Source organism: Aequoribacter fuscus (genome assembly GCF_009910365.1).
GTDB classification, from domain to species: domain Bacteria; phylum Pseudomonadota; class Gammaproteobacteria; order Pseudomonadales; family Halieaceae; genus Aequoribacter; species Aequoribacter fuscus.
Genome location: NZ_CP036423.1, coordinates 1226350 through 1244625 on the forward strand (window position 1 = coordinate 1226350; position 18276 = coordinate 1244625).

The window sequence follows — 18276 nt, forward strand, 5'->3', positions numbered from 1 at the left end:
GGAATTGACATACGATCAAAAGACACTGTTCCCATCCAATCTCTGAGGGTGGGTCGATGGAACTGCAGCAAAAAGACAAAAGACACGAAAAGCAACGGTTACGGGATCAATTAAATCAGGAGGTTCAGCGCTTTCTTGCCACAGGGGGTAAGATCAAAACGTTAGAGTCTCAGTACCGCCCAAGCCAAATTAAGACCGCGCATCAATCATTGTGGCAACGCATTGAATTGGGTTTAGATTCGCAGGGTATCTAGACGATGTTGAATGTTAGGTCGGCGTTAGAGGCCCGTTTTCCTGAGTTTTTCGAGCGTCACACGCGAATCGGGCCGGTTCTGTTAAGGTTTTTGGGTTTTTTATTTCACGAGTCCCGATTGCAGCATTTTGAGCAAGAGCATCCGCATTCTCGGGGCTTGGACTTTGTCGAGTCGGTGTTGCGATTTTTCGATTTCTCGTTGAGGACTCGGGATGACGAGCGTGACCGAATTCCCAGTGAGGGGCGAGTTGTCGTTGTTGCTAATCATCCCATTGGATCGCTCGATGGCTTGGCGCTGCTGAAACTGATTGCCGATGTTCGCCCAGACGTTAAGGTGGTGGCAAACGATTTACTCTTGGCGATAGAGCCTCTGCAGCCACTGCTGTTGCCGGTGAATAATATGGACGGCAATACGCCAAAAGCGAATTTAAAGAATATCAAGGCGCACTTAGAGACCGACGGAGCGGTCATTATTTTTCCCGCGGGTGAAGTGTCCCGTTTCAGTCCGCAAGGTGTTCGTGACGGCGAGTGGCAGAGTGGCTTTCTGAAAATCGCTCGTTCAACGAAATCGCCAATTTTGCCGATTTTTGTCGCGGGCCGAAATTCGGTGTTTTTTTACAGCCTCTCGTTTTTGGCTAAACCTCTGGCAACGCTGTGGTTGGTGCGCGAAATGTTTAAGCAGTGCCACAGAACCGTGGATGCTCGGGTGGGTCAGTTGATCCCTGTGGAGCACTACAATCGAACCGAGCCTAAAAAGGTGACTGCGCAGCGGTTTAAACGCCATGTGTATCGTCTGGCAAAGGGCAAAAAACCCTTGTTTCAAGGCGAACAAACTATCGGGGCAGCAGAGAATCGTGTGCTGCTGGCTCGCGAAATAGCGAGCTGTGAGCTTATTGGCACAACGCCCAGAGGTCGTGAAATCCGTTTGTATCGGGCTACCCCGGGTGATTGTTTGATCCGAGAGCTGGGACGTCTTAGAGAATTGAGTTTCAGAGCCTTAGGTGAGGGGACTGGGTTGCCGCGTGATATCGATGCTTACGATTACCACTACGAGCACTTGCTATTGTGGGACCCGCTCGAGCGCCAGGTCGCTGGCGGGTATCGGGTGGCAGATCTATCTAAGGTCCTGCCTACACAGGGTCTGCAGGGCTTGTACGCCAATAACTTATTCAATCTGAGTGGCGTTCGACACAGAGAGCTTAAGCGAAGCCTAGAGTTGGGTCGCAGTTTTATTCAGTATGCCTACCGCGATCGCTATTCACTTGATGAGCTTTGGAGCGGTATCGGTGCATTGTTGATCCAAAGGCCTCACATCAAGCTGCTTTATGGTCCTGTGTCCGTCAGCAAAGACTTGGGGTGCGACTGTTTACAGGCTTTGGTGTTGTTCTATAGCCACTATTTTCCACCGCTGTGGCCAAATGCTACGCCAGTTAACCCGTATTATGGCCACTTGGCTTCGGGATCTTCGAGTCACCCTGTGCTCGAAAACGGGGACTACAAAAAAGACTTCAAGGTACTAAAACGGTTTTTGAAAGACCGCAGTTGTGCCTTACCACCTTTGTATAAGTATTACACCGAGGTAGCCGAAGTCGGAGGTGTGGGTTTTAGTGGCTTTAATGTAGACCCCAAATTCAAAGACTGTATTGATGGTCTGGTCGTGGTCGATTTAACTTACTTGAAGGATAGTCGACGCAAGCGCTACATGAAAAAGGACACTTCACGTGAGTCCTAAATATGACTATCACTACAAAACGGTGTTTATTTCAGATGTTCACTTGGGCAGCCGTCACTGCAAGGCCGAGCAACTGCTCGCGTTTTTAAAGCGACTGCGATGTGAACAGTTGTTTTTGGTTGGTGATATCGTCGACGTTTGGGCCATGCACAAACGGGTGCACTGGCCGCAAAGCCACAACAATGTGTTGCGTAAAATTTTGTCGATGGCCAAGAAGGGCGTCAAAGTCACCTATATACCGGGTAACCACGACGCGAATTTTCGCGAGTTTTGCGGTGCGGAGTTTGGCTTGATTCATATAGCCCGCGAAGTCCGATTTGAGACAGAGGCAGGCAAAACACTCTTGATTATGCATGGTGATGAGTTGGATTTTGCGGTTCGGTACTCACGAATGAATCGTTGGGTAGGCGACATTGCCTACGATGGATTAATGGCTGTTAACCGCTGGGTCAACCTTATAAGAGGCCGTTTAGGATTGTCTTACTGGTCATTGGCAAAGTGGGTCAAGACAAATGTGGCGCAGGCGGACGCCGCTATTAAGGCCTACCAGCATGCGGGCTTTGAACATGCTAAGCGGCAAGGCGTGGATGGCTTGATTTGCGGTCATCTTCACTACCCGTCGATGCTACATCAGGACGACGTAACCTACTATAACGATGGCGATTGGGTAGAGAACTGCACTGCCTTAGTGCAGGATTTTGATGGTGAATTTCATCTGCTTCATCTCGCGTTTGCCGCTGAGTTACACGGGGGCGATGTTGAACGCCGCACTCAATCTGCGGTGACTGTCGGGTCATAGGTCGGACTGTCACCTTGTCATCTTTTTTCGTGACTTGTCACCGTATTGTCACAATTCGAGCAGCATTCAAGTCGACAAATTGTTTAAAAACAGGATGTTACACAATGTCTGTGCGATTGTTTGTAAGGTGAAAAAAAGCAGTTCACGTCACAGTATTGTCGCAATTCCCCACTACGATGGGCGCATGACTGGGAGCCTGTCTGCGCTTCCCTCACACAGTAAATGGATGGGGTGAAAATGAATAATTTGTCTGCGTTTCGTCGATCGGCTTTGTCGCTTGCTCTAGCGGCACTCGCGACGTCGGCTGTGGCGGATAATGAGCTTGTCGTTCAAGCCTACGATGAAGATGGTGCGTTAGCCGGTGTCGAAATCGTACTCAATGGCGACACGGTAGGCAGCACCAAATCCGATGGCAGTTTAGTGGCTGATTTAGACGCCGGTGGTCACGTTCTGGTGATTCGTGTTGATGGCAAGGAAAAAGTGGTTCGGTTTCCCTCCGGTGCAGGGCAGCTGGCCGATTTAGTGGTCACCTTGAACGGCGACGAGTTAACTCACTTCTTAGACGTGTTTTCAGCCGTTGAAAGTGCGGCTGAAAAGCGCGATGTCGCCAAAGGTAAGCTCCAGATTCGGGTTCGCAAGGGCGTTAAGCCTGCTGCCAATCAGATTGTGATGGTGTCGGGCGTTGGCGCGGTATCGACCAATATGCAGGGGCGTGCCGAGGTCGACGTTCCTCGGGGCCCCGTAACGGTCAAATACGGTGATGATAAGCGAGAGTTGCGCGTGCTAGGCGGTGTGACGCGTGCCGTAAATTTTGATTTGCCCGGTGAAGAAGGCGGGTTCGAAATTGCGATGCCCTCCATCGAAGAGGTCGTGGTGTTGGGTACATTCAACCCGGCCGGTATGGAAGTCTCCGAGCGCGACACGGCCAGCATTGTTGACACGATGGATAACGAGTTATTGGTTCGTTTTTCGGATGCAGATGTCGCGGCAGCAGTGGTTCGCGTGCCCGGTATTTCGGTTCAAGACGACAAATTTATTTTCATTCGTGGCTTAGGCGGTCGCTACATTACGTCGACCTTAAATGGATCGACGCTTCCCAGTACCGACCCATCTAAGCGAACTGTCCCGCTCGACTTGTTTCCCAGCAGTTTTGTCAATCAGCTCGATATCAAGAAGACCTTCTTAGGTTTTATGCCCGGTGAATCGACCGGCGGTAATCTGGTCATTAATACCAAGACCTTCCCTGATGAACCGGGTGGAAGCGTGTCGTTTGGAACGGGCGGCGTCTTTGGTTTGATGGGCAGTGATGTGGCCCATGACCCAGTTGATAACTCTTTTGACTTTATCGGCTGGGATCCTACCGAGCGTCCTGAGTCAGCCACACTAAAAGCCATTACTCAGATTCTAAATTTGGGTGTTGTCGAAGATACGAAAAACGGTACGACCTTCGAGATTAACGAGTCTATCGAAGGCGAGTTGCGCCGCTTGGGAGCAACGATATTAAAAGACAACTTTGACCTAGAAATGGCCACAGCTCAGCCTGATGTCGATGTGGGTGCCGACTATGGTGATATCTTCTATCTAGGCGATCACGAGCTCGGTTACTTCGCAGCAGCCAATTTCTCGAACAGCTGGACTCAGCGCGACAACGGTATTCGCAATAGCTATACCCCCACGGGCGAAATTCTCGACAATTTTAAATACCAAAGTATCAAGAACGAAATTGAGTTCAGCGGTTTGCTTGCCGTGGGCTGGAACTTTGGCGACAACACCATCGAGAGTAACACCCTAATTTCTCGAGTCACAGAAAGCGCTGTCGAGCGTTCGGTCGGGGAAGAAGGTGACGAGCGCCAGGCAGTGTACAAGCAAACGATCGAGTGGGTTGAGCGTCAGTTCATCTCGCAACAGTTTTTGGGAACTCACACTTTGAACGAGGGCGGGTCCTTGTTTTTGGACTGGCAGTTCACCGCCAGCCAAGCGCGTCGAGATGCTCCCGAGCGCCGTGAGTCAGAGTTTAGAGCGTCACAGTCACAAACAAATGCCGCCGAGCTCAAGGCGGGATTTGCGTTTGACCGACTCAACGATCAGCAGGCGGTCGCTCTTACCGGCTTCTTCGTCGAGCCCGGAACGACCTTCAAGCGCTACGATGAGCTCACCGATGCGAACTTCGACGGTACTCTGGATTTTACCTGGGATATTTTTGATGACGGTGAAGCGTTCTCCTCGCTGCAATTCGGTGCACAAAGCATCTATCGCGAGCGTGATTCAGAGTCGAAAACCTACGGCTTTAATATCAACCAAGCTCGTGACGATCTGCTCAATACCGACAATATTCTTGTGTCTGAGGTTTTGGTCGCAGGCGTTTCTCCCGAGCTAGATACCATCGCCGACAACCCGAATGATGGGTTCGTCTTTGTCGATAAGACGCTTGCCAGTGACAGCTATGATGCGGAACTGGATTACAACAGCGTTTACTTCTCGTATGACCACACCTTTAACACCTCGTGGCAGGTGCTCGTAGGTGCGCGTTACGAGACTTATAAGCAAACCACCAAGACCTTCTCGCTGCAAGGTACTCAGGCTCCGGTGGAGTCCTTAATCGACGAGTCCTCGGTGCTACCCGGCTTTGGCCTTAACTGGTTTATCAACGATTCGCACCAGTTGCGCTTTGCTGTATCGGAGACCGTGGCTCGACCAGACTTCAAAGAAGCGGCGAACGCAACATTCTACGACACCGAATTTAACTTCCGTGTGCGCGGTAACCCCTTCCTGCAAATCTCGACCATTATGAATGCTGACTTGCGCTGGGAATGGTACTTCGATGAGCAAGACAGTTTATCGGTTGCCTTGTTTTACAAAGATTTCGATAAGCCCATCGAGCGCGTAGTGCAGCCTGCATCAGGTACGGCTGGCAACTCACGAACGTTTACTAACTCAGACAGTGCCGAGCTCTACGGTATCGAGATCGAAGGTCGTAAAGAGTTTATGTTAGGCGATGACTACGACGACTCGATCTTCATCTCGTTTAACACTGCCTTGATTGAGTCAGAAGTCACCTTCGGTAGCGGTGCTACGGGTCGCGCATTGCAAGGGCAGCCCGAATATACCGCGAACTTAGTGATTGGCTACGACGACTTCGCCAGTGGGCAGCAGGTGACCTTGCTGTTAAACCAAAGCGGCGAGTCCATTGCCGACGTCGGTGTATCAGGCGCGCCGGATGTGATCTATGAGCCCCGTTTGGACTTGAATCTTGTTTATCGCTGGGAGTTTGCCGAGCAAGGCACCTTGAAAGCAAAACTCAGCAATATCCTGAACAGTGAATACGAATATACGCAGGGTGGGCAAACCTTCCAAGCGTACGAGAAAGGTATGTCTTTATCGGTCGGTATCGACTGGAAATTTTAAATGCACGCAGTGCGAAAGGGTGAAAACCAATGAGGAGTGTAATGATGAGAAAGCAACTTGCCGCGGCGTTAATCACGCTAGGCGCTCTAGGTGGGCTACAAGGCTGCTCGGAGGGGGATAGCGCGACTATTAACATCGATGCGCCGACTTCAAGCAACGATGTGGTCAACAGCAACAACACGACAACCACGAATACGAATACCGACACGGGTACCGATACTGGCGGTACGACTGACCCTGTTGTTGAGTGTCCTGCGTTCACAACCGAGGCCGCCAACGGTCAATGTGTGCTTCCAAGCTCGATCAGTGCTGACGCTACTTTGGTCGCTGGTGTTGATTACTTGATGACGGGCCGCGTGACGGTCGGTAACGGTAACGGTGAGCTTTCTGACAGCACTACGTTGGCTGATGGCTCCTCGCTTCAGAATGTGACGCTGACGATTGAGCCCGGTGTCAACATCTACGGTGAGGCGGGCACCTTTGCGAATTTAGTGATTACTCGTGGCTCGAAAATTATGGCAGCGGGTACTGCCGATAAGCCCATCGTATTTAGCTCCGACGATGCTGGAATGACGGGTGCTGGCGAGTGGGGCGGTCTAATCATTCATGGTTTTGGTCCTCACAACGAATGTGCCGATGGTGGAACGGTCTGTAACATTGACTCCGAGGGTGAATCGGGTTTCGCAGGCGGCTATAACGCCAATGACAACAGTGGTGTCCTTAAGTACGTTGTCGTTGCCGAAGGTGGTTACGAGTTCGCACCCGGTAACGAAATCAACGGTATCTCGTTGGTCGGTGTGGGAGCCGGCACCACCATGGAGTATATCCAGGTCGAAGGCAACTCAGATGACGGTATCGAGTTTTACGGCGGTACCGTTAACTTGAAGTACGGCGTGTTTACCAACAACTTAGACGATTCGGTTGACTGGGACGAAGGCTATCAGGGCAACTTGCAGTACATCATCGTTAAACAGTCACCCAATGGGTCGGGTGAAGCGTTCGAGATGGATACGCAAGGCACGAATCTATTCTTGTCAAAGCCTACTTTATCGAACGTGACGATCATCGCCGATAAAAAAGCCGCTGACGACGAGTACATCTTGAACTTCAAAGCGGGTTCAGGCGGCTTTTTCCACAACACTGTTGTGACTGTTGCAGCTGACAATGCCACGCCTTTAACGCGCTGTGTGAACGTGAGCGGTGCAGATGCCGAAGCACTGGTCGGCAGCGCGCTCGTGCTGAACAACTGGATCCAAGACTGTGCAGCAGGCTTGGGTGACCGAGGTACCTTGGCGAACGTGAACGGTTTGGATAACGGTACCATTAACGCGGTATTCGCCGATCTCGATGCGAACTTAGCGTCTCAGGCACCAGAGGCTGTGATTACCGCGACTGACTGGAATGCAATAAATGCTGCATTGCCTGAGTCAACCGCGAATCCGGACTTCTTGGATTCCGTTCCCTTCATCGGCGCGGTTAGCCCAAGTGGCACTAACGTTTGGTGGGCGGGTTGGACTGTCGAAGGCACCTTGGGTGTTCCTGAAATTGCCGAGCCGACATGTCCTGCGGGTACCACTGAAGTCAGCACTGGCGTATGTCAGTTGCCAGCCAACATTGGTTCGGATTTGACCTTAAATGCTGGTGTTGAATACTTGATGGTTGGCCGCGTCACTGTGGGTAACGGTAATGAAGAAATTCAAGCAGACGGCGCTTTAGCCGGCGGCACACCCGTGGCCAACGTCACTTTGACGATCGAGCCAGGTGTAGAGATCAAAGGCAAGACCGGCACGTTCGCTAACTTAGTCGTGACTCGCGGCAGCAAAATCGAAGCGCTGGGTACTAAATCTGCGCCGATTATCTTCAGCTCTGACGATGAAGGCTACGATGGCGCTGGTGAGTGGGGTGGCTTAATCCTTCACGGGTATGCACCGCACAATGAGTGTGCTGAAGGTGGCGCGGTGTGTAACATCGACTCTGAGGGTGAGTCAGGCTTTGCGGGTGGCTACGATCCAGCCGATGACAGCGGCACTTTGCGCTACGTTATTGTCGCTGAGGGTGGCTATGAGTTTGCGCCGGGCAATGAAATTAACGGTATCTCTTTAGTGGGTGTGGGTAACGGTACTGAAATCGATTACATCCAAGTTCAGGGTAACTCTGACGACGGCATCGAGTTCTACGGCGGTACGGTCAACGTGAAGCACGGTGTGTTTACTAACAACCTGGATGATAGCGTTGATTGGGACGAAGGCTACCAAGGTAACCTCCAGTACATCATCGTGAAACAGTCGCCTAACGGCTCGGGTGAAGCGTTCGAGATGGATACGCAAGGTACTAACTTGTTCTTGTCCAAGCCTACGTTAGCGAACGTTACCATCGTTGCCGACAAAAAAGCTGCAGATGACAACTATATCCTAAACTTCAAGGCGGGTTCTGGTGGTTTCTTCCATAACACGGTAGTGACGGTGGCTGCTACGAATGAAACTCCGCTGACGACTTGTATCAACGTGGGTGGTGCAGACTCAGAGGCGCTTGTTGGTACGGCACTGGTGATTAACAACTGGATCCAAGACTGTGGTGTCGGTGAGGGCGATCAAGGCACGTTGTCGAGCGCCAACGTCAACTTCGATACAACGTCTGTGAAGGTTGTACCGGCTGCTCTTGGGTCGCTCTACGAGTCCCTTGCGCCTGAAGCACTTTTAGCGGCTCCACTTGATTGGACTGCGATTAACGGTGCTTTCGCAGAATCAGTAGCGGATCCAGACTATCTTGATGCAACTGATTATATCGGTGCTGTTGATCCTGACGGTTCAGATCCATGGTGGGCTGGCTGGGTTCTTCCGGGCACTTTGTAAGTCGCACGCTGAATTAAAAACCCCGAGCTTGCTCGGGGTTTTTTTTTGCCTTTTGCTCCGTCATGCCGTTTTAAATTTTCACGATCGCATGAGGTTAGCCTCAGACTAAGATTATTGGGTCAGTATGGCCTGCAAGGTTTTATCGATTGTTGGGTAATGAAACGCAAAGCCATTTGCCGCGAGCTTGGTCGGCAGCACACGTTGTCCGTTGAGGAGCAGTTCATCGGCCATTTCGCCTAGCGCTAACCGCATCGCAAACGCCGGAGCTGGCATTGTTACCCAGGTTTTTCGGAGTTTTGATATTTCTTGTGCCAACATTTTGTAGGTTGTAGGCTCGGGCGCAGTGAGGTTCACGGCACCTTCCAGCGGATGTTTAAGTAGAAAAGCAATCGCCGCAACCAGATCTGAGCGGTGTATCCAGCTGAGGTACTGGTCACCGGATCCTGGCCAATTCGCAAGGCCAAAACGGAACGGCGTAAATAGTTGCGGGAAGGCACCGCCGTTTTTGTCCAGCACAACGCCGATACGCAGGACGGTTACAGTCGAGCCCAGTGCGTCCTGCGCGGCAAGTGCTGCCGTCTCCCAGTCTTTACATAACTCAGCCCCAAAACCGGACCCCGCTGGGTGGCTTTCATCGACTTTTTGCTCGCCACAATCACCGTACCAGCCGATAGCGCTACCGCTGATAAAGTGCTTCGGTCGGTGGTCCGATCGCTGCAAGGTGTGAACGAGGTTTTGGGTTAGATCAATGCGGCTGGCCCTCAATTTTTGCTTGTAGCGTTTTGTCCAGCGTGCACCCGCGAGCGATTCTCCGGCGAGATTAATCACCGTGTCGATGGGTTCCGCCTGGGTCAGGTCATCGAGGTGTTGAATGAACTTTACCGCGGAAGACTCTGAATGGCGTTGCCGACTGAAGATCGTCAGCGTGTGCCCCATGGCTTGTAGGTGGGGTACTAATGCTTGCCCGATAAAGCCAGTACCGCCAGTAAGTAGAATGTGCATGTGTTTTCCTCCCGCGGTTGTTACGTCAGCCAGTGTTGCTTGGACTTATCATCGGGTTTTACCTTTCACTCGTATAAGCGATCATGACTCTCATTGAAATTGCTGAACATATGCGCCAAAGGCGGGCTCTGTTTTTGACGGGTGCCGGCATTAGTGTCGGCGCAGGCATACCCACATACCGTACTCAGGACGGTGAGTGGGCCCGTAGCACGCCGATTACGGATACACAGTTCCGGCAATCTTCAAGTATGCGGCAACGATACTGGGCTCGCTCATTTGTCGGTTGGCCGCTCACCTCGCGCGCGCAGCCCACCCAAACGCACAGGCGCTTAGCCCTTTGGCATCAGCACGAATTCTTGCCTGAGCTCATCACCCAAAACGTCGATCGATTGCATCAAAAAGCCGGGTTTGACCGCGCTATTGATATTCATGGCCGCCTCGATCGAGTGCTCTGTTTGCAGTGTTCGGCGCCTATGCATCGAGACCACTGGCAGCTTGAGCTAGCGCGAGCCAATCCACAGCTCAAAAATTTACGGGCCGACCAATTACCCGATGGTGACGCCGACTTGCCCGATGAAATCATCCATACAGTCACCGTACCCGCGTGCCCGTATTGTGGCGGGGTTATGATGCCCGATGTGGTGTTTTTCGGTGGCAATATCCCGAAACTGATTTCTGAGCGCACTCAAGCACTGGCCCGGGAAGCGGGTGTTTTGGTTGTGTTGGGAAGCTCGCTCAAGGTTTATTCGGGGTATCGTTTGTGTCGACTTACGGTCGAATACGGGGGTGCTTTAGCGATTGTAAATCCCGGACCAACGCGTGCCGACAGTATTGCCACGGTCCGCTTCAACCAAACCGCCGAGGAATTTACTGAGTATTTGGATGCGCTTTTGACAAGTTAGTGGCCTGAACGGCTCCTGATAGCGTAGTTATTAAATAGGTACGCTAAATACGTCTTTCGGGGAAGCAAACAGACATGAGTAATTTTACTAAGCCATTTCGACAATCTCTGATCGGTGAAATTTGGGACTTTACAGGTCCTGGGTACAGAAAAGCGAAAAAGCGATTCACTCGGCAGTCATGGTCTACCGATAAACACATTGTACTCACGGGTGCGACGTCGGGGCTTGGTTTGTCGACCGCAAAAAGTCTCGCGGTCGCTGGTGCCAACTTGACATTGGTGGTCCGCGATCCGGCAAGAGGGCAGGCGCTTCAGCAAGAATGCGAGAGTCTAGGGGCCAGCAGTTGTCAGGTGCTTATCGCTGATTTGGCGTTGCTTGCCGATACTCGACGTGTCATTGATGCACTTGTCGCACAAAACAGGCCTGTTGACGTGTTGATTAACAATGCAGGTGCACTGTTTAACGCTCGCGCCGAAACTGCAGAGGGTATCGAGCAGAGCACATCCTTGTTGCTATTGAGTCCAGTGATATTGATGCAGGGCCTCAAACCGCTACTGCAAGCAGCTGGGTCAGCTCGGGTTGTGAATGTTGTATCGGGTGGTATGTATACCCAACGATTATCGATGTCATGGCTGCGATCGGGATTTGCGCATCGCTACGATGGCCCCGCTGTTTACGCGCAGGCAAAGCGGGCGCTGTCGATTGTGACACAAGAGTGGCATGAGGAGTGGGCCAAGCACGGGGTGTTTATCAATACCATGCACCCCGGCTGGGCGGATACACCAGGAGTGCAGTCGGCCTTACCCACCTTTCGGCGCATCACGCAATGGATTTTGCGATCGCCAGAAGAGGGGGCAGACACCATTGTTTGGATGGCGGCAGATGATGATCTTGAAGGTGTGAGCGGGTGTTTGTTTCTCGACCGTCAGGCGCGGCGATATTACTTGAATAAGAAGTCTCAAGAGCGACCGACCGATCGTCGTGCATTACTTTCATTTGTTAGTGAATTTGTTTCAAGTTGAAATTTATGCGTGTAAAATTTCAACTTGAAACAAAAAGGCTCGGTCGGTCACTGTCCGTTTTTAGCCGGGCGCTTCGCAGCAGATGTGAGACCGTCGGCAACAGCATGATTTTGAATGACTTTTTATTATTTTGCCTACCTTCGCAAAGATTGGCACAGAAACTGCCAACAAAACGAATAGCGAGCGCTGTGCGCGTTCAAAATTTGTTAATGACGAGGAAGTTATGGCGACCGCTTTAGAAGGCGTAACAATTATCGATTTGACCCACATGTTATCGGGCCCGTACGCGGGTATGATTTTGGCCGACCTGGGCGCCGAGACGATCAAAGTGGAGCCTCTAGCCGGCGAGGGGACTCGCAAGTTGCTGCAGTCAGATCCAGACTATTCGCTCGGCGATCAAGGTGCGTACTTCATTACGTTAAATCGAAACAAAAAGAGTGTGGCTATCGATTTAAAATCCAGCCAAGGCCTCGAAGTCTTTTACGATATGGTTCGTGAGGCCGACGTTGTTCTGGACAATTTTGCCGCGGATGTCACCACAAAACTGAAGATCGATTACGCGCATTTATCCCAGGTCAATCCCAACATTATTACCTGTTCGATCTCTGGGTTTGGCAGCGATGGGCCGCAGTATCGCCGCACGGCCTTTGATCAGGTTGTGCAGGCGCTCGGCGGCGGAATGTCTATTACGGGCTTGGATAAAGACACGCCGATGCGCGCAGGGATCCCGATCGGCGACTTGGGCGGTGGAATGTTCGCTGTCATGGGTGTGCTGGCCGCACTGCGTGAGCGCGATCAAAAAGGCGTGGGGCAGCACGTCGATATTTCGATGTTAGACGCCCAAATCTCGCTGTTGAACTACATGGCAACGATGTACTTCATGTCCGGTAAGAATCCCGAGCCTATCGGTAACAGTCATTTTGTGCATGTTCCATACAACAGTTTCAAGACAGCGAATGGACACATCATTATCGCGGTCATTTTCGATAAGTTTTGGGAGGCATTAGTTGAGGTTCTGGATGTGCCCGAGTTTCGCAACGAAAAATACCAAGGCCAACCGGGGCGTCTAGAAGACAAGCAGTTTATCGAGGCGCGCTTGAATGAAATTCTAGTCAAGCACCCTACCGAGCACTGGCTCAAGTTGTTCGAAGCGCAGCGCATCCCCTGTGCGAGGGTCAACAATTTTGAGCAAGCACTTAGCGACGAGCAGGTACTGCATCGCAATATGGTGGTGGATCTCTACAACGATCAGGGACAATCGGTGAAAGGACCGGGTAACCCCATCAAGCTATCTCGGCACAAGGACGCTTACGCGCCGGCTCCTGCCTTGGGTGCCGATACGGATGCCGTGCTTCAGAAGATCGGATACGACGAAGAACGTATACAGACCTTAAGGGTCGCGGGAGCCATTCGATGATCCCGCAAGTCCACATTAATGAGGTCGGGCTGCGAGATGGCCTTCAGGCGCAGTCGAAGCACCTGAGCGTTGACGAGCGCTGCCGTTTGTTTGATCAACTTGCAACGACCGGTGTTTCCAGTGTTGAGATTGGAAGTTTTGTCTCGCCCAAGGCGGTACCGCAGATGGCCGGAACCGATCAGGTTTTGCGCCACGCGTTGGCAAATAACACAGGGGTTGCGTTAAATGCCTTGGTGCCAAACCGAAAGGGCTACGAGCTCGCGCTCGCGTCGGGGTGCAAAGAAGTCAACGTGGTGGTCTCGTCTACTGACACGATGAATCGTAAAAATATCAATATGAGCACCGCAGAGATTATGGCGGCATCGCAGGGCATTATTGAATCGGCGGTGGCTGACGGCGTTAAAGTCAACGCGTATGTGGCAGTGGCCTTCGAGTGTCCATTTGAGGGTGTGGTCGATCCAGAGCAGGTCATTAGCCTATCAAAACGTCTCGCAGATTGGGGTGCTCAACGCATTGTGATTGCCGATACGATTGGGGCAGCAAACCCGTTCGCAGTAGAAGCATTACTTCGCGATTTGTTGCTGGGTATCAGCGCCGATCGCGTCGCCTGCCACTTTCACGATACGCGTGCCATGGGGCTCGCCAACACCTATGCGGCCCTACAGTCTGGCGTGCGACATTTTGATACATCCATCGGCGGGTTAGGGGGGTGTCCCTTTGCACCCGGAGCTTCAGGCAACGTTGCAACAGAAGATGTGGCTTTGTTATGCCAGCAGGCGGGTTTTAGCACGGGTATCGATTTTTCCGCGTTGATGGCGGCAGTCGATTTGGTCAAAGAGTTAACGGGCACGGCCAAAGGCGGACGTGCGCATTATTGGTTGAGTAATCATTTAGACAAAGTAGTCGGACAATAAAGGAGACTAGGCATGACCTATCGCTTAGGTGTAGACGTCGGGGGCACATTTACCGATTTTCTGCTCATGAATGAGGAGACAGGGCAAACGTTCACCGCAAAGGTGCCTTCGACCCCCGAGGACTCCTCGATTGGGGTGTTAAATGGCGTCGCAAAAATTTGTGACGAATCTGGCATTAACCCTGCGGACATTAAGTTCGTCATGCATGGCACGACGGTGGCGACCAATGCGGTATTAACCGGTAAAGGTGCGAAGGTAGGTCTGATTACCACTTCTGGTTATGAGCATACCTTGCAGGTTGCTCGCAGCTTCTGCCCGGGCGGCTTAGGCGGCTGGGTAAGCTTCGTTAAAAAGCCCTTGCTTGCGCCGCTAGAGCTAACGATTGGTGCAGTTGAGCGCATCGACGCTGATGGCTCGGTATCAACACCACTTGATGAAGATGCTTTGCGCACTCAGCTGTCGGCTTTGGCTGCCAAGAATCAAGTCGAAGCACTGACGATTTGTTTTATCAATGCTTACGTTAACAGTGAACACGAGCGCCGCGCTGCTGAAATCGCGGCTGAGTTTTTCACTGATATTCCCATTTCGATTTCATCGGATGTGGTGCCCGAAATGCAGGAGTACGAGCGCACTGAAACCACCGTGGTGAACTCTTATGTACGCCCCGAAGTGTCGCGCTACTTGAATAACCTGCAAACGTCCCTAGAAGAGCGTTTGGGCGGTGACACACAGTTATCGATCTTGCGCTCTGACGGCGGTTTGGCGTCTTCACGAGCGACTGCCGATTCACCGGTAAATATATTGATGTCAGGTCCTGCGGGTGGTGTGGCGGGCGCCTTGTTCTTCTGCGAACAGGCTGGCTACAAGAACCTACTGACCTTTGATATGGGGGGGACATCTACCGACGTCGCCCTGATTCAAGATGCGAAAACTAATATTCGACGCGAGACCATTGTTGGTGACGTGCGCGTACGTGCGCCCTCGGTCGACGTGAGAACAATCGGGGCAGGCGGTGGCTCAATCGCCTTTGTTGCCGAGTTAACCAAAGCGCTGCGTGTGGGCCCTGAGTCGGCGGGCGCGGTCCCTGGGCCCGCGGCGTACATGAAAGGCGGAGAGTTGCCAACAGTATGTGACGCCAACGTGGTGTTAGGTTATTTGCCCAGTGACGCGCAACTCGGTGGCGCCATGGCGATTAACCGAGATGCAGCCATTGCGGCGGTGCAAAAAGTAGCGGATGCCCTGGGTATTGATGTCATGGAGGCTGCCGAAGGTATTATCCGTATCGCCAACGAGGCGATGTTTGGCGCATTGCGCTTGGTCTCTGTGGAACAAGGCTATGATCCGCGAGACTTTAGCCTGGTCGGTTTTGGTGGTGCCGGTCCACTGCACGCCAACGCGCTGGGACGTTTGGTTAACTCGTTCCCTGTCATTGTACCGCCCGGCCCCGGTGTTCTATGCGCTTACGGAGATGCGACCACTCAGCTGCAAGACGAAGCGGCAAGAAGTTATGGTGCATTGGCCAGCGAGATTTCTAAAGACCAACTCGCATCTGATTTGGCCGCATTAAAAGATCGCGCAGCGCAAGCGTTATTGGCTGACGGTATAGCGGAAGATCAGTTGGTTGTTACCTACCAAGCAGATGTGCGCTATGTCGGTCAAGCGTTCCAAATTAGCGTTGATTTTGACAACGATAGTTTGGTTGAGAAAGGCTTGAGCGTTATCACCGACGTGTTCGATGACGAGCACGAGAAGTTGTTCACCTTTAAGTTGGGCGATGGCCACGAGATTGTCATGATTCGCGCGGTCGTTGCGTCGCAGGCACAGAACCTTGAAATCAAACGGCAAGAAGATACTTCGGCCACGCTGCAAGACTGTGCGATTCACGAAACGCGCATCTACTTCGAAGGTAATTGGTACGACGCAACCATTTACGAACGTTATAAGTTGCACTCTGGCCTGACTGTTTCTGGTCCTGCCATTGTTACTGAAATGGACTCTACAACGCTGATTTTGCCGGGTTTCCAAGCCCGCACAGACCTTGTAGGTAATTTACTGATTGAACCCATTCAAGCGTAAAGGGGAGTGTGATTATGCCAGCTAGAATTATTGAAACAAATAACACACCACTCGCCACCGTCGACGTGGAAAGTGTAACGGTAGACATCATTGAAAACGGCTTGAAGAACGCGCGTGAAGAAATGGATGCTGTGCTGTTCCGCACGGCGATGTCGCCGGGTATTCGAGAGCAGGGCGATTGCTTCCCGATGATTGCCAACAAAGACGGAAAAATGGTGGTGGGTCAGTTCGGCTCGTTTATCGCGCCTTTCTTGTCTGTTTATGATGCCGATATTGAAGAAGGCGACATCATTCTGACCAATGACCCATACTTGTGTAACGCGGCAGTATCGCATTTGCCCGATTGGTTGGTTTTGGTGCCTGTGTTTAAAGACGGCCGTCATATTGCTTGGTCTGCGATGTTTGGTCACATGTCTGACAACGGGGGCATGGTGCCTGGTTCGATGCCTATTAACGCTACGAATATCTATCAGGAGGGTATTCGTATCCCACCGGTGAAGCTCTACAAGAAAGGTGTGTTACAAGAGGACCTGCTCGAATTGGTGCTTCATAACGTCCGGACCTCTCAGTGGAACCGGTTTGACTTAAACGCACTGGTCGCCGCGTGTAACACCGCCTCAAAACGTTGCGTTGAATTGGCGGAGCGCTTTGGTGACGATGTTTTTCACTCGACCATGGGGGTGATGCTGCAGCGCAACTACGATGCTATGAAAGCCGTTATCGGCATGGTTGTACCGGAAGAGAAGCGCGAGTTTACCGACTATTTGTGCGATGACGGTATGGGCCTAGGCCCTTACAAAATTCATTGCACTATGTGGCGTGAGGGAGACAAGGCGATTTTTGATTTTGAGGGCACGTCGCCGCAAGCGCAAAGTTCAGTGAACTTTTTTCTGAATGAGGATATGTTCAAGATGTTCTTTGGTTCGTTTACCATCAACATCGTCGATCCTCAAATTGCGTTTAACGATGGCTTTTACGATTTGGTGGACGTGCGTATTCCTGAAGGTACCCTGCTCAAGCCTAAATACCCGGCAGCCTTGTCAGGCCGCACTCACGCGCTCGGTCGTATCTTCGATATCTTGGGTGCGCTTTTGGGTATGGGAGCTCCCAACGAACTGCTCAATGCGGCAGGTTTCTCGGATTCGCCCCATTTGTTTTACTCGGGTTACGACACGCGTCCTGGCAAAAATGGTGAATGGTTCCAGCTCTTTCAAATCGGTTTTGGTGGTGTTCCAGGCCGTCCGGTTGGCGATGGTCCCGATGGTCACAGCCTCTGGCCAGGCTTTACCAACGTACCCAACGAGTTTATCGAAAGCTACTTCCCGTTGCGTATAGAGCGCTACGAGGTCATTCCTGACTCGGGTGGCGCAGGCTTACATCGCGGGGGTAATGGCTTGTCGGTTGCATACCGATTTTTGGTTGACGGCGAGATCGGTATCCATGATGAGCGCTGGCTAACTTACCCATGGGGTGTTAACGGCGGTAATCCCGGTATGCGTTCTACTAAGCGTATTGTGCGTGCCGACGGCTCCGAAGAGTGGCTTCCCTCTAAATGCGAAGGTATCAAAGTCAAAGCTGGTGATTTGCTGTACTACAACACCTGGGGCGGCGGTGGCTGGGGTGATCCTCTCGCGCGAGACGCCGCCTTGGTTGCGCAAGATGTGGCGAGGGGCTTAGTTACCGAAGCTGGTGCCAAGGCTTACGGCGTGGTGGTCGTAAATGGTGTTTTGGACACGGCCGCAACCGAAGCCCTTCGTGCAGAGATGGCAGCGCAGCGCGGTCCGATCACCGAGATCTTTAACTTTGGTGGCAGCATCGAAGAGATCAAAGCACGCTGCGTGCAAGAAACGCACCTAGAACCCCCGGTTGAGCCGGTGTTTCAGCGACGCGCCTAGGAGCTAA

The 18276-nt window shown here is 52.1% G+C and carries 12 protein-coding genes; 11 read left to right on the forward strand and 1 reads right to left on the reverse strand.

The annotated features are described in order from the left end of the window. Window positions 1–56: 56 nt before the first annotated feature. The 5 genes from EYZ66_RS05460 to EYZ66_RS05480 all read left to right on the forward strand — a co-directional run bounded on the left by EYZ66_RS05460 (window position 57) and on the right by EYZ66_RS05480 (window position 9041). Window positions 57–254: a hypothetical protein gene (locus tag EYZ66_RS05460; RefSeq protein WP_009574667.1), complete on the forward strand. Its 198-nt coding sequence runs from the start codon at window positions 57–59 to the stop codon at window positions 252–254. 3 nt (window positions 255–257) lie between these two features. Continuing rightward, window positions 258–1985, forward strand: coding sequence for a bifunctional ornithine lipid synthase OlsF (gene olsF, locus EYZ66_RS05465; protein ID WP_009574666.1), 1728 nt, complete (start codon window positions 258–260; stop codon window positions 1983–1985). Next, window positions 1975–2784, forward strand: coding sequence for a UDP-2,3-diacylglucosamine diphosphatase (locus EYZ66_RS05470; protein ID WP_009574665.1), 810 nt, complete (start codon window positions 1975–1977; stop codon window positions 2782–2784). The genes olsF and EYZ66_RS05470 overlap by 11 nt, the downstream gene beginning before the upstream one ends. A 237-nt stretch (window positions 2785–3021) precedes the next feature. Then, window positions 3022–6189, forward strand: coding sequence for a TonB-dependent receptor domain-containing protein (locus EYZ66_RS05475; protein WP_009574664.1), 3168 nt, complete (start codon window positions 3022–3024; stop codon window positions 6187–6189). Window positions 6190–6230: 41 nt separating this feature from the next. Further along, complete coding sequence (locus EYZ66_RS05480; protein ID WP_244948417.1) at window positions 6231–9041, forward strand: hypothetical protein; 2811 nt, start codon at window positions 6231–6233, stop codon at window positions 9039–9041. Between the two features lie 111 nt (window positions 9042–9152). Here EYZ66_RS05480 and EYZ66_RS05485 read toward each other — a convergent pair whose 3' ends face one another. Beyond that, on the reverse strand, window positions 9153–10043 hold the full coding sequence (locus EYZ66_RS05485; protein WP_009576589.1) for a TIGR01777 family oxidoreductase: 891 nt from the start codon (window positions 10041–10043) through the stop codon (window positions 9153–9155). Window positions 10044–10126: 83 nt separating this feature from the next. Here EYZ66_RS05485 and EYZ66_RS05490 point away from each other — a divergent pair, with 83 nt between their 5' ends. The 6 genes from EYZ66_RS05490 to EYZ66_RS05515 all read left to right on the forward strand — a co-directional run bounded on the left by EYZ66_RS05490 (window position 10127) and on the right by EYZ66_RS05515 (window position 18269). After that, window positions 10127–10945 (forward strand): Sir2 family NAD-dependent protein deacetylase, encoded by an 819-nt coding sequence (locus EYZ66_RS05490; RefSeq protein WP_009576590.1) that lies wholly within the window; start codon window positions 10127–10129, stop codon window positions 10943–10945. A 74-nt stretch (window positions 10946–11019) separates the two neighbouring features. Next, window positions 11020–11967 carry an SDR family NAD(P)-dependent oxidoreductase gene (locus tag EYZ66_RS05495; RefSeq protein ID WP_009576591.1) on the forward strand — a complete coding sequence of 316 codons (948 nt, stop codon included), beginning with the start codon at window positions 11020–11022 and terminating at the stop codon, window positions 11965–11967. Between the two features lie 223 nt (window positions 11968–12190). Next, a complete protein-coding gene (locus tag EYZ66_RS05500; protein ID WP_009576592.1) occupies window positions 12191–13384 on the forward strand; it encodes a CaiB/BaiF CoA transferase family protein in 1194 nt (397 codons plus the stop codon). Further along, window positions 13381–14298: a hydroxymethylglutaryl-CoA lyase gene (locus EYZ66_RS05505; RefSeq protein ID WP_009576593.1), complete on the forward strand. Its 918-nt coding sequence runs from the start codon at window positions 13381–13383 to the stop codon at window positions 14296–14298. Before EYZ66_RS05500 ends, EYZ66_RS05505 begins: the two co-directional genes overlap by 4 nt. A gap of 12 nt (window positions 14299–14310) precedes the next feature. Further along, complete coding sequence (locus tag EYZ66_RS05510; protein WP_009576594.1) at window positions 14311–16374, forward strand: hydantoinase/oxoprolinase family protein; 2064 nt, start codon at window positions 14311–14313, stop codon at window positions 16372–16374. 14 nt (window positions 16375–16388) lie between these two features. After that, a complete protein-coding gene (locus tag EYZ66_RS05515) occupies window positions 16389–18269 on the forward strand; it encodes a hydantoinase B/oxoprolinase family protein (protein ID WP_009576595.1) in 1881 nt (626 codons plus the stop codon). Window positions 18270–18276: the final 7 nt, after the last annotated feature.